Origin of the sequence: Weissella ceti (assembly GCF_018394055.1) — a bacterium.
Classification (GTDB): Bacteria; Bacillota; Bacilli; order Lactobacillales; family Lactobacillaceae; genus Weissella; species Weissella ceti.
On sequence record NZ_CP074441.1, the window covers coordinates 133,381 to 149,853 of the forward strand.

Annotated in this window: 11 protein-coding genes; 9 read left to right on the forward strand and 2 right to left on the reverse strand. The window is 41.9% G+C overall.

The features are described 5' to 3' along the window. Positions 1 to 290 precede the first annotated feature (290 nt). Positions 291 to 1,598 carry an NCS2 family permease gene (locus KHQ31_RS00665; protein WP_213409117.1) on the reverse strand — a complete coding sequence of 436 codons (1,308 nt, stop codon included), beginning with the start codon at positions 1,596 to 1,598 and terminating at the stop codon, positions 291 to 293. Positions 1,599 to 1,852: 254 nt separating this feature from the next. Between KHQ31_RS00665 and KHQ31_RS00670 the strand changes: the two genes are divergently transcribed. The 3 genes from KHQ31_RS00670 to KHQ31_RS00680 all read left to right on the forward strand — a co-directional run bounded on the left by KHQ31_RS00670 (position 1,853) and on the right by KHQ31_RS00680 (position 5,162). Continuing rightward, positions 1,853 to 3,145 carry an adenylosuccinate synthase gene (locus KHQ31_RS00670; protein ID WP_213409118.1) on the forward strand — a complete coding sequence of 431 codons (1,293 nt, stop codon included), beginning with the start codon at positions 1,853 to 1,855 and terminating at the stop codon, positions 3,143 to 3,145. A gap of 4 nt (positions 3,146 to 3,149) precedes the next feature. Further along, positions 3,150 to 3,686, forward strand: coding sequence for a phosphoribosyltransferase (locus KHQ31_RS00675; RefSeq protein WP_213409119.1), 537 nt, complete (start codon positions 3,150 to 3,152; stop codon positions 3,684 to 3,686). Positions 3,687 to 3,797: 111 nt separating this feature from the next. Then, a complete protein-coding gene (locus tag KHQ31_RS00680; protein ID WP_213409120.1) occupies positions 3,798 to 5,162 on the forward strand; it encodes a DUF2130 domain-containing protein in 1,365 nt (454 codons plus the stop codon). An 80-nt stretch (positions 5,163 to 5,242) separates the two neighbouring features. Here the strand turns inward: KHQ31_RS00680 and KHQ31_RS00685 are convergent, their stop codons facing one another. Continuing rightward, on the reverse strand, positions 5,243 to 6,076 hold the full coding sequence (locus tag KHQ31_RS00685) for a hypothetical protein (protein WP_213409121.1): 834 nt from the start codon (positions 6,074 to 6,076) through the stop codon (positions 5,243 to 5,245). Between the two features lie 170 nt (positions 6,077 to 6,246). On the opposite strand from KHQ31_RS00685, the gene KHQ31_RS00690 reads away from it, so the two are divergent. The 6 genes from KHQ31_RS00690 (at position 6,247) to KHQ31_RS00715 (ending at position 16,427) form a co-directional block, all read left to right on the forward strand. Continuing rightward, a complete protein-coding gene (locus KHQ31_RS00690) occupies positions 6,247 to 7,074 on the forward strand; it encodes a Cof-type HAD-IIB family hydrolase (protein ID WP_213409122.1) in 828 nt (275 codons plus the stop codon). A 170-nt stretch (positions 7,075 to 7,244) separates the two neighbouring features. After that, positions 7,245 to 8,033 (forward strand): isoprenyl transferase, encoded by a 789-nt coding sequence (locus tag KHQ31_RS00695; RefSeq protein ID WP_213409123.1) that lies wholly within the window; start codon positions 7,245 to 7,247, stop codon positions 8,031 to 8,033. Between the two features lie 17 nt (positions 8,034 to 8,050). Beyond that, a complete protein-coding gene (locus KHQ31_RS00700) occupies positions 8,051 to 8,842 on the forward strand; it encodes a phosphatidate cytidylyltransferase (RefSeq protein WP_213409124.1) in 792 nt (263 codons plus the stop codon). A 68-nt stretch (positions 8,843 to 8,910) separates the two neighbouring features. Continuing rightward, on the forward strand, positions 8,911 to 10,167 hold the full coding sequence (gene rseP / locus KHQ31_RS00705; RefSeq protein WP_213409125.1) for an RIP metalloprotease RseP: 1,257 nt from the start codon (positions 8,911 to 8,913) through the stop codon (positions 10,165 to 10,167). Positions 10,168 to 10,235: 68 nt separating this feature from the next. After that, positions 10,236 to 11,948, forward strand: a complete 1,713-nt coding sequence (locus KHQ31_RS00710) for a proline--tRNA ligase (RefSeq protein WP_213409126.1) — start codon at positions 10,236 to 10,238, stop codon at positions 11,946 to 11,948. Positions 11,949 to 12,104: 156 nt separating this feature from the next. Continuing rightward, complete coding sequence (locus tag KHQ31_RS00715) at positions 12,105 to 16,427, forward strand: PolC-type DNA polymerase III (RefSeq protein ID WP_213409684.1); 4,323 nt, start codon at positions 12,105 to 12,107, stop codon at positions 16,425 to 16,427. Positions 16,428 to 16,473 lie beyond the last annotated feature (46 nt).

The following is a 16,473-nucleotide window of genomic DNA, read 5'->3' on the forward strand; positions in this document are numbered from 1 at the left end:
CGGTCGGTGTTTTTGTTTGGAGAAATAGATGTGTGTAAAGAAGGTTCTCTAGAGTAAATGACTTAGATGTAGAGCTTATAGTTGGATTGAATGAAATAAATTCATAATCAGTTCCGGACATTGTCATACATAGACGGTGTCCCTGGTATGAACATGCTATATACATGTGCGTATTGTCGAAACAGAATTCAAGGGAAGTGAAATAGTGTAAATATAAAAAGCCGCTTACTCATCGAGTAGGCGGCTTTTATCTTGAGTTTATTGTGTTTTACTGAATGTCTGTGTAGATATTAGTGGTTAATCAAGAATAGGAAGGCAAAGAAGATGATAGCCAAGATGTACATCAATGGATGCACTTGCTTAGCGCGCTTCGTTACGATCATCATGATTGGGTAAAGCATGAATCCAAGCGCAATTCCGTCTGAGATTGAGTATGTTAGTGGCATACCAACGATGATAAAGAAGGCAGGAGCAGCAACTGCAAAGTCATCCCATTCAATATCACGTAGGTTACGAGCCATTAGGACACCCACGACAATCAATGCAGCAGATGTCACTTGTGATGTGATCACGGCTAGTAGTGGTGAGAAGAACAAAGCGAATAGGAATAGAATTCCAGTTACAACTGATGTGAATCCTGAACGTCCACCAACGGCAATACCAGCAGATGATTCAACGTATGTTGAAGTGGGTGATGTACCAAGCACAGCTCCGGCAGTCATTCCCAATGCATCTGAGAACAAAGCCTTACCGGCACGTGGCATCTTACCATCCTTCATGAAACCTGCTTGTGTGGCAAGTCCGATCATTGTTCCAGCAGTATCGAAGAATGTAACAATCAAGAAAGTAATAACGACAGTAGCAAGTTGTAGTGAGTTGATATCACCTAGATGTTGGATAGCCACACCAAATGTTGGTTCAAGTGATGGCACACCAGCAACGATTGTATCAGGGACACTAATCAAACCAGTTAGCATACCTAGAATGGCAGTAGCTACCATTCCGATAAAGATAGAAGCTGGAACGTTACGTGCCATCAATACGAATGTTAGGACAACACCGAAGATAGCAAGTAGCGTTGTTGGTTCAGTTAGGTTTCCGATACCAACAAGTGTGGCGTCGTTGTTCACAACGATACCTGAATTAACTAATCCAATGAATGTGATGAACAATCCGATTCCAGCTGCGATGGCAGCCTTCAAGTTTTCTGGAATCGCGTTAATGATTGTTTCACGAATCTTGAACAATGTTAGGACTAGGAAAATCATTGCGGCAACCAAGACACCAGCTAAGGCTGTTTGCCAAGGGATTCCCATTCCTAGAACAACTGAATAAGCGAAAAATGCGTTCACACCTAATCCGGGTGCGATAGCGATTGGATACTTGGCAACAACTCCCATGAAGATTGTAGCTAAGGCGGCGGTCAGACCTGTGGCGGTAAAGACGGCTCCTTGATCCATCCCAGCGGCTCCTAGGACACTAGGGTTGACGAAAAGAATGTATAGCATGGATACGAAAGTCGTTAATCCAGCGATAGATTCGCGTGTAAAGTTCGTGTTTAGTTCGTCAAATTTGAAAAATTGGCGTAAAGACTGCATGGTTTCCTCCGTGTAAAACTCGTCTATATTGCGGTAACACCCACATTTTAGGGAATGACAAAATATAAGTCAACCTTAAAACACGAACATTAAAAACGAGCGAAAATAAAATTCCGCTATTTAAGCGAACTTTAAACGATTTACCTGTTGATTAATATTTTTTTTATTGGTAGAATGAAATTAACGATAAAAGAGTTATTGTTCGTGTTTTGCTGATTATAATCAATTTTGATGAAAAAACAGAGGAGAAAATCATGGCAGGTATTGTAGTTGTTGGTAGTCAATGGGGTGATGAAGGTAAGGGAAAGATCACAAACTTCATCGCAAAGGATGCGGACATGGTTGTTCGTTACCAAGGTGGAAACAATGCTGGACACACTATTTACGTGGACGGTAAGAAGTTTGAACTTTCAGCGGTTCCATCAGGAATCTTCAACCCAGAACGCTTGGCTGTTATTGGGAACGGTTCAGTCGTTAACCCAAAGGCTCTGCTAGAAGAATTGGCAAGCATCCAAGTTGAAGGCATCACAACTGACAACTTGCGTGTGTCAGATCGTGCGCACGTTATCTTCCCATACCACATGTTGATTGACCGTCTTTCAGACGCCAAGAAGGGTGACAGCAAGATCGGAACAACAGGACGTGGAATCGGACCTGCTTACATGGACAAGGCTGCTCGTACAGGAATTCGTGTCGTTGACTTGTTGGATGAAGAAGTCCTACGCGAACGTTTGACAACTGTTTTGGCAGAAAAGAACGAAATCCTAGAAAAGATTTACAATGAAGCACCATTGGACGTTGAAGAATTGGTTGCTGAATACTCAGAATACGGACGTATTTTGAAGCCATACATCACAGATACAACAGTTATCGTGAACGACTACTTGGATGCTGACAAGCAAGTGTTGCTTGAAGGGGCGCAAGGAGCCATGCTAGACATCGATCACGGAACATACCCATACGTTACTTCATCATCACCAGTTGGTGGAGGAGCAACTATCGGTGCCGGAATCGGACCTACTAAGATTGACTCAGTTGTTGGGGTTGCTAAGGCCTACACATCACGTGTTGGTGATGGGCCTTTCCCAACAGAATTGTTTGATGAAACTGGTGATCGCATCCGTGAAATCGGACATGAATACGGTGTTGTGACAAAGCGTCCTCGTCGTATTGGTTGGTTGGACACAGTTGTTTTGCGTCATGCTTCACGTATTGGTGGATTTACACACCTATCATTGAACTCATTGGACGTTTTGTCAGGACTACCAACATTGAAGATTGCGGTTGGTTACGAACTAGACGGACAACGCATTGACCACTACCCAGCAAGTTTGGCTGAAGTTCGTCGTGCAAAGCCTGTTTACGAAGAATTGCCAGGATGGGATGAAGATATTACTGACATCAAGTCACGTGATGCTTTGCCTGAAAATGCACAAAAGTACTTGAAGCGTGTTGAAGAATTGATTGGTGTGCCTTTGTACACATTCGCAGTTGGTCCTTCAAACGAACAAACAATCGTCTTGTTTGATATCTGGAACGAAGGGTAAACCAATGGAAAAGATGAACTTAGAACGTGTCGTATTAACACCTGAAGAAATTGCAACAATGGTTGATCGTGTTGCAATGGAAATTAATGCCGAATTGGCTGACATTGAACGTCCAGTCGTTGTAGGAGTTATGAAAGGTGCATATGTCTTTATGGCTGACGTGTTACGTGCCATGGATCGTGATGTTGATATGGATTATATCGATGTTTCAAGCTATGTGGGTGACTCATCTACAGGACATATCACTATTCAACGTGATATTAAGACAGACTTAGCGGGTAAGACCGTCGTGATTTTGGATGAAGTTGTGGATACTGGATTAACATTGAAGTATCTAAAGGCTGATTTCGAACGCCGTGGTGCTAAGAAGGTCTACGTCGCAGTTGCGGTCGACAAGCGTGATGGATTGAGTGACGGTGGTGTCACACCAGACTTCACCGGTGCTAAGGTACCGAATGAATTCTTGGTTGGTTACGGAATGGACTACAAGAACCACTACCGTAACTTAGGTTCAGTTTACGTTTTGTCCCTAGATAAATAAGTGAATCTATTTCGAAAGACTCGTCAGGAACTGACGGGTCTTTTTTTGTGTCTCTTGTTATAATGAAAGCATTAACCGATTAAATGCAGCGAAATATGAGGAGGACGTATAATGGCGAAAGTGAAATTCCATATTCAATCACAACATGAATTAGTGTTAGATCAAGATGCTAAAGAAGGGGATGTGATTGATTTAACTGAAGAACAAAATATTGATACGTCCGTTATTTCAAAGAACATTCAAGAGATGGTCGAAGCACAAAGTAAGAAAGACCAAGCAGAATGGCAAAAGCAACAAGATGTCCTAACTAAGGAACGTTTAGCTGCCGAATTGACTAAGGCGGAAGCTGGGCATGCGTCTGAATTGAGTAAGCGTGAACAAGAAGTCGAAGTCTTGAAGGCTAAGTTATTAAGTGCCGAAGAAGCAACTGACACAGCGGTGAAGACTAAGTTGATGGAACAAGAAGCTGCACAACAAAAGGCATTGAATGAACAAGCGCAACAAATTGCCGAACTAAAGGCTGAATTGAAGACGCAAGCGTTGGAAAAGGATTCAGAAAAGCAACAAGCCCTTGCGGATTCAGCGAAAAAGGTAACGGAACTAGAAGGAAAGTTACAATTCAAGGATCAAGAAAAAGAATTGGCTAAGAAAGAAGTTGAGAGTAAGTTCGCTGTTCAATTAGAAAAAGCAAATGAACAAGTCGAATTCTACCGTGACTTTAAAGCACGTCAATCAACGAAGGATATTGGAGAAAGTCTAGAACAATATGCTTTGAACGAATTCAACAAGATTCGTATGAGCGCTTATCCAAATGCTTACTTCGAAAAGGATAACGAAGTATCAAAGGCATCAGGATCTAAGGGAGACTTTATCTTCCGTGACTATGCTGATGGCATGGAATACATCAGTATCATGTTTGATATGAAGAATGAAGCTGATGAGACTGTTGCGAAGAAGCCTAATTCTGCGTTTTTCAAGGAATTGGACAAGGATCGTCGCGAAAAGGGAACCGAATATGCAGTTCTTGTTTCGATGTTGGAAGCAGATAGTGACTTCTATAACACTGGAATTGTGCAAGTGTACGAATACGAAAAGATGTACGTTGTCCGTCCGCAATTCTTTATTCAATTGATTGGAATCTTGCGTAACGCGGCATTGAACAGTATCGAATACAAGCGTGAACTTGAAACAGTTAAGGAACAGAATATCGATATTTCTAACTTTGAATCAGAACTACAAGCATTTAAAGATAATTTCGGTATCACAGCGACTCGTTTCAACGGAAACTTAGAAAAGTTGGATAAGAATCTTGAAGACAGTATCAAGAAGTTGGAAACAGCCCGTGATGAATTGCGTAAGGCGATGAAGAACTTGGGAACGGCAGAAAACAAGATTGATAAGGTTGATATCAAGAAGTTGACAAAGAATAACCCCACTATGGCGGCGAAGTTTGAAGAACTAAACAGTCAACAATAGAAACAGCTAAAAAGGACCGGCATTTCATATCGAATGCCGGTCCTTTTATTTGATTAGATTACCGTACTTTTCTATAGGACTTACTTTTGTTGTAAGAATATAGCTAAAATCGTAATCGCTTGAAGCGCTGATAGAATACCAAATAGGTACTCAGTTTTAATCGTTAGATTGATCAAAATCAACCAAGTGAAGACAATCAAGACAACTGCCAATAATGTCCAACTATTCCAAGGTAACGTCAAAACGTTAATTAGCAAAATGGCTCCCAAAACAAATGATGCGATACGCTTGTGACGTGTGTTCGTAATAAAAATACTAGCCATGTAGTATAGATATGAGAAGAACAATGGCAACAAACTATAAATAAATGGAATCGTTAGGAAGGTGTTTTGTTGGTAGAAAATTGCGACAGGTACAGAGACCGTAGCGATAACTGCGAACAAATTTAATCCAACGATGTTTTGTAACTTCAATGGCTTAATGTTGATCAGGATCAAAGTAATAGGCAACAAGCTCAATAGGATAACTTGTTGTGCTGTCATTTGTTGATACAAGAAGTACAGTGAAGCAACGGGTACGAAAGCGATAGCCAACGTACTGATTTTGTAACGACTTTGACCAATGGTGAAGTAAATTGAAATCGCCAATAGAATTGTGTACACCACGAATAGTGGGTTTTGTTGCCATTGACCACCAGCCAAGTTACGTGAATAAATCAGTGGATAAACCCACCAAATGGCTAATTGCGAAATGATTGAAATGAACAAGGTAATCGCTGCAGCACGTGGAAAGCCACTGAATCGGCGTGGTGGTGTTTGTTTTGGTTTGTTTTGGTTGTTGTATGAAGTTGGTTCGGTTGAAATGTCGTTCAATCGGTTCAGACGTGACAACCGGTCTTCGTATTCTTGGTCCATGTTAAGTCCCCTGCTTAAAATGTTTATTTGGTCTAACTTTATAAGTTGCTCTTAATATTGTATCAAATTTCGCGCAAATCGGTTGGGTTTGATATAATTCTAATCAATGAATCGTTTGACATGGGAATCAGACGGTAAATACATACTCAAAATAGAAAGCAGGTTAGAACATGACTTTTAAATTAATTGCCACTGATATGGATGGAACATTTTTGCAAGATGACCGTAATTATGACGTCGCGCGTTTTGATGCTGCGCTAACTGAAATGGAAGCTCGTGGGATGAAGTTTGTTACAGCGAGTGGGAACCAATACGAACAACTACGTAATTACTTTGCACCAGTTGGTGCTGACCGTATTACTTACGTTACAGACAACGGTGCCTTGGTGATTGATCAAGGTAAGGTTTTGTACGAAGGAACATTATCACCTGAAAAGATTGAAAAGGTGATTACTTGGAATCGTGAACACCATGGAGTTGCAGGGAACTTGATTATTTTGTCAGGGGTTAAGGGTGCTTACGTATCAAACCACGCCACACAAGAAATCATTGACCGTGCCAAGTTGTTCTACCCAAATGTTTATCAAGTTGACAAGTTTAAGGATATTGATGACGATATCTTCCGTGTGTCATTCATCTGGGATGAAAATGCGGATGTGTATGAATATATTGTGAAGTTGCGTGAAGCCTTTGATGGGGATGTGCACGTAACGGGTTCAGGATTTGGATCAGTGGACGTGTTAGCAGGTAACGTCAATAAGGCGCATGGTTTAGCTGAACTATCAATTGCTTGGGATATCAAGCCGGAAGAAATGGCTGCCTTTGGTGACAATGGGAATGACTTGGAAATGCTAAGTTACGTTGGTCAAGGGTTCGTGATGCCGAATGCAGAAGAATTCATGTTGAACAAGGTTGAAGATAAGGCTTTGAACGATAATAACCATGCTGGAGTTACTGAAACAATTGAAGCGATTTTAGCTGGTAAGTATGATCGCTAAAAGTCAGACGAATTTGCTTAAAGAAAGCGTTGGGCGTTAGTGCCTGGCGCTTTTGTCGTTTGAGAAAAGCGATGAATTATTTGTGAATTTTACGAGCTAGTTAAGATTGTGTAGTATAATTAGAAGATTGAAAACGAATCAAATGGATTCGGTATGAAGGAGCAAATATCGTGCTATTTAATTGGACCCGAAAAAAAGCAGTAACTGTAACGTCTGCCGTTGATATGAATCGTGTACCAAACCATGTGGCAATCATTATGGATGGAAACGGTCGTTGGGCGAAGAAGCGCAACATGCCACGTATTGCAGGACATCAACGTGGAATGGAAGTCGTTAAAGAAATTACTAAGGCTGCAAATAACTTAGGTGTGAAGGTTTTGACGCTGTACGCTTTTTCTACTGAAAATTGGAAGCGTCCTGAAAAAGAAGTTGGCTTTTTGATGCAACTGCCAGGTAAGTTTTTTGATACATTCGTACCTGAATTGATTGAACAAAATGTGCGTGTCCAAGTTATGGGATACATAGATCAATTACCAGCGGATACACAACGTGCCATTAATGATGCAGTTGAACAAACAGCCAATAACACTGGGATGGTTTTGAACTTTGCCTTGAATTATGGGGCACGTGCCGAAATCACAACAGGTGTTCAAGCGCTAGCCCAACGTGTTGCTGATGGTGAAATGACTGTTGATGAAATCACTGAAGAAACAGTTAGTGCATCACTGATGACTGGTTCATTGGGTGAATACGCAGATCCAGAACTATTGATTCGTACTAGTGGGGAACAACGACTATCAAACTTCTTGGTTTGGCAATTAGCATATGCGGAATTCGTCTTTATGCAACAACATTGGCCAGAATTCACGCCAGACATCTTTGAAGAAGCGATTATGATTTTCCAAAAGCGTGATCGTCGTTTCGGCGGATTGGCTGAAAATAAAAGTGATAAAAAATAATTGAGGTAGGGAATTTTATGAAGACTCGTGTTATTACAGCGGTAATTGCGTTAGCAATTTTTGTGCCGATTGTTTTATTTGGGGAATGGGCAATTCAAGCAATGGCAAGTCTGTTAGCGTTGATTGCTACAAGTGAAATTGTACGTATGCGTCGTACATTGTTGATTGACTTCGGAGCAATCTTGGCAATGGTTGGGGCGGTGTTTGTAACGTTGCCAGCAACATTATGGCAACAATTGAACTGGCCAATTTTGTTGCAAGGTTCAACAATGCTATACATCTTTGTGCTGTTGATGTTGTTCCATACAGTTATTGCCAAGAACAAGTTTAACTTTGAAGATGCTGGTGTTTTCACGATTACGATGATTTATGTTGGAATGGGATTCCACTCATTCGTACAAGCGCGTGATGCTGGTATTTCAACAATTTTCTTCGTATTGCTAATTGTTTGGATTACTGATTCAGGTGCTTACATGGTTGGTCGTAAGATTGGTAAGAACAAGCTTGCACCAAACATTAGCCCAAACAAGACTTGGGAAGGATCAATTGGTGGAACATTGGTTGCTGTTATCGTTGCGGCTATCTATGTCTACTTCTTCCCACAACACTACGGTTGGTTAACAATGGTCGGAATCGCTTTCGTGGTTTCGGTTGCTGGTCAATTTGGTGACTTGATGGAATCTGCTTTGAAGCGTTTCTACAAGGTTAAGGACTCTGGTGACATCTTGCCAGGTCACGGTGGAATTCTAGATCGTTTCGACTCAATGTTGATTGCGTTCCCAGTATTCTTCCTATTGGGTGGATTTTAGAAATTTTTAGACATCGACGTCGGTCGGTGTCTTTTTACTATCAGAGTAAAATGTGAAAGGTGGGAAACATGCAGTCAATTATTGCGTTTATTTTTGTGTTTGGCTTAATCGTTGTGGTCCATGAATTTGGGCACTTTATTGTGGCGAAGAAAGCCGGTGTGCGAGTCCGTGAATTTGCGGTGGGGATGGGGCCAAAGTTATTCCAAACACAGAAGAATGGGACAACTTACACAGTACGCGTATTGCCACTAGGTGGTTATGTGCGTTTAGCCAGTCAAATGGATGATGAGACAAGTTTAGAAGCGGGGATGACCGTTACATTAGCGCTTGAAGCTAAACGTGTCATGAAAATTAATGCCTCAAAAGACAATGATCTATTTGCAGGGCAGCCATTAATTGTGAATCGTTTTGATTTAGTAGATGACATGTTTATCGAAGGTTACCGTGATATGGAATCAGATGAATTGATTCGCTATGTGGTTGATCATGATGCCACAATCGTTGAAGCAGATGGAACAGCTGTGCTAGTTACACCGCGTGACACGTTAGTTGAATCAGCTAAGTTATGGCAACGTACCTTGATTAATATCGCCGGGTCATTTAATAACTTGATGTTAACGATTGTGTTGTTCATTGGATTGGCGTTTGCAATGCCAGGGGTAACGACAACAGGAGTTGATCAAGTTGCACCAAAGTCACCAGCTGCTGTGGCTGGTTTGAAGTCAGGTGATCAATTGACGTCAGTTAATGGCCAAGAGATGTCAAAGTGGTCAGATATTCAAATGGCTATTCAAGGATCAGCTGACAAAGAGCTGACGCTTGGTGTAATACGTAGTGGTGAAACAGAAACAGTTAAAGTAACGCCAAAGGCAACTAAAGTTCAAGATATGACAATTGGTCAAATCGGGATCACCCCAGCAATGGATGCATCAATTGGCGCACGTGTGCAGTATGCCTTGAATGCGACGGTGACTTCGGTATCACAAATTTGGCACGCTATCTTGAACATGACACAAGACTTCTCGCTTGATAAGTTAGGTGGACCGGTAGCTATTTACAAGACAACCGAAACGGTTAGTGGTTTTGGTATTTTAGGCTTGCTAGGATTTATCGCCATGTTGTCAGTTAATTTGGGGATGATGAACTTACTACCAATTCCCGGACTTGATGGTGGGAAGTTGTTGTTGAACTTGGTTGAGGCGATTATTCGCCGCCCAGTGCCAGAAAAAATTGAAATGGCTGTGACACTAGTTGGGGTTGGAATCTTAGTATTCTTGATGCTCGCTGTGACAGGAAATGACATTCTACGCTATTTTGTACGCTAGATATGTTAAGATAGATATCTATATAGCGCTAAACGTTTGGTGAAATAGGAAAAAGAGGATTTGAGAATATGAAGCAATCAAAGGTATTTATTCCCACATTACGTGAAGTACCCGCTGATGCCGAAGTGATTTCGCATCAACTACTTGTACGTGCCGGATACATTCGTCCAGTTTCAGCTGGAGTTTTTGCATACTTGCCATTGGCACAACGTGTCTTGAACAAGATTAACGAAATTATCCGTGAAGAAATGGAAGCAATTGACGCAGTTGAAATGGCTGCGCCAGTTTTGTTGCCAGCTGAAATGTGGCAAGAATCAGGACGTTACGAAACATACGGTCCGAACTTGTTTAAGTTGAAGAACCGTCATGAACGTGACATGATCTTGGGCCCAACACACGAAGAAACACTAACGACATTGATTCGTGATGACATTAAGTCATACAAGCGTTTGCCTTTGACAATGTACCAAATTCAAACTAAGTTCCGTGATGAAAGTCGTCCACGTTTCGGATTGTTGCGTGGTCGTGAATTTATCATGAAGGATGCTTACTCATTCTCTGTGGATGAAGAAGGATTGAACCAAGCATACAACCAAATGGAATCAGCTTACATCAAGATCTTTGATCGCGTAGGTTTGGATTACCGTGTTATCGTTGGTGACGCTGGAGCCATGGGTGGTTCAGATTCTAAGGAATTCTCAGCCCCTGCAGCAGCTGGTGAAGATATCATTGCTTACTCAGATGCGTCTGATTACGCAGCAAACTTGGAAATGGCCAAGGATCTTTACACACCTAACAAGTCACATGCTCCTGAAGTTGCTTTGGAAAAGATTGCAACACCAGAAGTGAAGTCAATTGAAGAATTGGCTGAATACCTACAAACAACGCCTGACCAATTGGTTAAGACAATTGTTATGTACGCTGACGAACAACCTGTTTTGATCTTGATCCGTGGAGACTTTGAAGTTAACGAAGTTAAGGTTCAAAACTTGTTGAACGCAGATGAACTACGTATGGCAACTGATGAAGAAGTTGTTTCATTGCTTGGTGCCCCAGCTGGATCTCTTGGACCGGTTGGTGTTGGTGAAGATGTTAAGATCATCGCTGACGAATGGGTAACTGACATGGTTAACCTAACTGTTGGTGCTAACGATGCTGGATTCCACTACCTAAACGCTAACGTTAACCGTGACTTCCGCATTGATGAAGTTGCTGACGTTCGTACAGCCCGCGAAGGAGACTTGGCGGTTGATGGTAAGGGACACTTGAAGTTCACTCGTGGAATTGAAATTGGTCACATCTTTAAGTTGGGAACTCGTTACTCAAAGGCAATGGGTGCTCAAGTCCTTGATGCTAATGGTCGTCAAGCTGACGTAATCATGGGATCATACGGTATTGGTGTTTCACGTTTGCTTTCTGCTATTGCAGAACAAAACGCTGACGAAACTGGATTCTCATGGCCACAAACAGTTGCGCCTTGGGATGTTCACTTGGTGCCAATCAAGTTTACTGATGAAGTACAAGGTGCTTTGACAAACGAATTGAACACTGCACTTGAAGCTGCTGGTTACGAAGTTTTGGTCGATGACCGTAACGAACGTCCAGGAGTTAAGTTTGCAGATTCTGATTTGATTGGATTGCCTGTTCGTGTCACAGTTGGTAAGAAGGCTGGCGAAGGTATCGTTGAAGTGAAGTTGCGTAATGCTGAAGAAGGTATCGAAGTGCGTGCCGAAGAATTGGTAGATACACTTGGTATTTTGCTAGGGCAAAACGCTGAATAAGTAAAACAAAATGAAGGAAGCTAATACGCTAAGGCGTATTGGCTTCTTTTTATTTCAAGATTTAAAATCAGTTCACAAGATGCAGGGCATGACAGAATGCAATTATTGCGTGAGGTTGGTATAATGATGGAATAGAATTTTTACGGGGGAAAAATGATGGCTTTGAATGCGCAAGAACAATTTCAGGTTTTACTACAACAATTGAATTTTGAAACAACACCAGCGTGTTTCGAAAATGCTGCATTGGACAAAGTGGTTGTCCATAAGAAGTCAAATACATGGCAGTTTTTCATGACATGGCCTGGCTTGCCCGAAGTAACCGAAACAGCAGATTTTATTAATCGTATGCAAACATCTTTCACTGCGATTGCAGGGACTGATTTTCAAGTGACACTACCAACAGAAGTTGATAATGCAACGATCGTTAACTATTGGGGCTGGGCATTACAACAAAATCAAAAGCAAGCAAGTGTATTCCGACAAGCGTTCAGCAATGGTATGCTGCAAGAAACGGATGGAAAGTTAACACTAATCTTTAGTAATGCTGCATGGGCACAATATGCGGAAACAAAAGGTTTGCCAATTATTGCGCGTACTTACGCGAAGCTTGGCGTTGATTTAGAAAAGCGTCTTACAATTCAAGTCAATGAAGCTTTGCAAGCTGAAACATTAGAACAACACAAAAAGAAAGTTGCTGAACAAGATCAACAATTGGCTGAAACTGCCAAGGTTCAAATTGAACAAGCGCAACAACAACGTAAGCAAGCACCAAGTAAGTCTGGTGGCGCAACTGGAAATGTAAATGCAGTTGGTCGAAAGATTGGTGCTGATGCTGAACGCATGGCAATGATTGACGTTGATAGTGAAGAACGTTCTGTTATTTTTGAAGGATACGTATTTGATGCGGAAATCCGTGAACTAAAGTCTGGGCGTAAATTGCTGAACATGAAGATTACGGACTACACAAGTTCATTTATTGTGAAGAAGTTCTCTCGTGATGAAGCTGATGAAGCTTTCTTTGATAGCATCAAGCCTGGTGTTTGGCTACGTGTTCGTGGACCAATTCAACAAGATGATTTCGCACGTGATTTGACAATGACAGCATTTGACATGGAAATCGTGAAGCATGCAAGTCGTCAAGAAGCCTATGAAGGTGAAGAAAAGCGTGTTGAACTTGGGACGCACACATTGATGTCTACCATGGATGCGACGAATAGTATTGGGGACTATGTTAAGCAAGCAGCCAAGTGGGGAATGGATACAATTGCTATTACCGACACTGCTGGTGCGCAAGGTTTCCCAGAAGCAGCATCTAGTGCGAAAAAGAATGGCATCAAGATGATTTATGGAATCGAAGTTAATTTGGTCGAAGACGGTGAACCAATTGTCTTCAACCCGAAGGATACGAATCTTGAAGATGCTGAATACGTCGTATTTGACATCGAAACAACTGGATTGTCTGCGGCCTACGATAAGATTATTGAACTGTCTGCAGTACGTATGCAAAAAGGGAATGTCATCGCTGAATTCTCTGAATTTATTGATCCTGGTTTCCCATTGAGTGAAACAACTGTTAATTTGACATCAATTACTGATGCCGATGTGCAAGGATCTAAGTCAGAAGAACAGGTTCTGCGTGAGTTCCGTGAATTCTACGGGGATGCCATCTTGGTCGGGCACAATGTTACCTTTGACATGGGCTTTGTTAACGAAGGATTCATGCGTCATGGAATGCCGTTGATCGAAAACCCAGTCATTGACACGTTGACGTTGGCACGTTTCTTGTACCCAACAATGCGTTCATATCGTTTGAATACACTAGCTAAGCATTTTGGTGTTTTGCTAGAACAACATCACCGTGCCATCTTTGACGCGGAGACAACTGGGCACTTGAACCGTATTTTCTTAGCAGAAGCAAAAGAAAAGTATGGCATTACTTCAGCTAACCAATTGAATGATCATATGACCGAAAATGATGCTTGGCGTCACGGTCGTCCAAATAAAGCAACAGTCTTGGTGCAAAACCAAACAGGGGTTAAGAACCTGTACAAGATGTTGTCAGAATCAAATACGAAGTACTTCTTCCGTGTACCGCGTGTACCACGTTCATTGTTGAATAAGTATCGTGAAGGGTTGCTGATTGGAACTGGAGATACTTCCGGTGAATTCTGGGAAGCGCTAGTTCAAAAAGGACAAGCGCAAGCGCTGGAAAAGGCTAAGTACTATGATTACCTAGAAATTCATCCATCAGCGAACTATGTACCGTCAATTGAAGCAGAATTAATTCAAGATGAAGCGCGTTTGCGTCAATTGATGCAACAAGCGGTGGAAATTGGTGACCAATTAGATAAGCCTGTTGTCGTAACAGGTGATGTGCACTATCTAAATCCTGAAGACTATATTTACCGAAAGGTATTGATCAGTTCACAGGGTGGAGCGAACCCGTTGAATCGTTACTCACTACCAGAATTGCACTTCCGTACCACACAAGAAATCTTAGATGACTTTGCTTGGATGGGGGCTGACTTGGCAAAAAAGTTGGTTATTGATAATACGCGTAAGGTTGCGGACATGATTGATGAAGTTGAAGCCATTAAGGGTGGAAACTACCCACCAAACATGCCAACAGCTGAACAAGAAATTAAAGACCTAACGTATGAGACTGCTCGTAAGATGTATGGAAATCCTTTGCCTGAAATCGTTGAAGCGCGAATCGAACAAGAATTGCACTCAATCATTAACAATGGATTCTCGGTTATCTATCTGGTTGCGCAACGTTTGGTGGCAAAGTCTAATAAGGATGGATACTTGGTTGGATCGCGTGGATCTATCGGATCATCTTTGGTCGCATTGTTAATCGGGGTTACTGAAGTTAATGCGTTGCCACCACACTATCGCAGTGCAAGCGGAGACTATGTTGAATTCGTTGACCCACGTGTGTATGACTCAGGATATGACTTGCCAGATAAGTACAGCCCAATCGATGGCAGTTTGCTAATTGGGGATGGACACAATATCCCGTTTGCGACTTTCCTTGGCTTCCTTGGAAATAAGGTTCCCGATATCGATTTGAATTTCTCTGGTGACTACCAACCATATGCTCACAATTACATGAAGTCTCTGTTTGGGGAAAACAATGTATTCCGTGCGGGAACAATTGCGACTGTTGCAGATAAGACTGCTTATGGATATGCCAAAGCGTATGAACGTGAAAACGAACTACAATTACGTGGGGCGGAAATTGATCGTTTAGCTGCCGGTTCAACTGGGGTTAAGCGTACGACTGGACAACACCCAGCCGGAATCTTGATCGTGCCAGATGATATGGAAATCTTTGACTTTACACCAATTCAATACCCAGCGGATGATGTCAATGCGACTTGGAAAACAACTCACTTTGATTTCCATTCAATTCACGACAATATCTTGAAGATGGATATCCTGGGACATGATGACCCAACCATGATTCGTGCCCTACAAGATATGTCGGGAATTGATCCACAAACGATTCCAATGGACGATCCTGGTGTGATGAGCTTGTTTACAACACCAGAAGGCTTGGGTGTTACGGAAGAACAAATCTTCTCAAAAACAGGAACATTAGGGGTGCCAGAATTTGGGACGGCCTTTGTTCGTGGAATGTTGGAAGAAACACAACCCAAGAACTATGGTGAATTACTACAGATTTCTGGTCTTTCTCATGGTACTGACGTGTGGCGTGGTAACGCGGATGAATTGATTCAAAAAGGGATTGCGGATATCCGTACAGTTATCGGAACGCGTGACAAGATCATGACGGACTTGATCAACTATGGAATGCAACCTGAATCAGCCTTCCAAATCATGGAAAAGGTGCGTAAGGGTAAGGGAATCACAGATGAGTATCAAGTGGAAATGCGTGCTGCGCAAGTGCCGGAATGGTATATCGAATCTTGTTTGAAGATTAAGTATATGTTCCCGCGTGCCCACGCGGCGGCTTACGTGTTGATGGCCTTGCGTATTGCGTACTTTAAGGTGTACTTCCCAACGTTGTACTATGCGGCTTACTTCTCTGTGCGTGCTACCAACTTTGATATTGTGTCAATGTCACGTGGAATGAACTCTACTAAGGCGAAGATTCAAGAAATCAAGCAAATGGGTAATGAAGCATCAGCTAAGGATAAGGATCTTTTGACGGTGCTTGAATTAGCCAATGAAGCACTAGAACGTGGTATCAAGTTTAATATGGTTGATTTATATAAGTCTGATGCTGACCAATGGATTCTAGATGGAAAGACATTGATTGCGCCATTTAACGCCGTACCTGGTTTGGGTGATAACGTTGCGAAGCGTATCATGGCTGCGCGAGCTGAAGGAGAATTCCTATCTAAGGAAGATTTGGCTCAACGTGGTGGTGTATCTAAAACATTGATGGACTTCTTTGACCAAAATGGTGTTCTAGAAGGTATGTCTGATCAAAACCAATTGGATTTGTTCTAAGTAATAGAATAAGAAAGTATCTATATAGATAGAGACTGTACTAGAT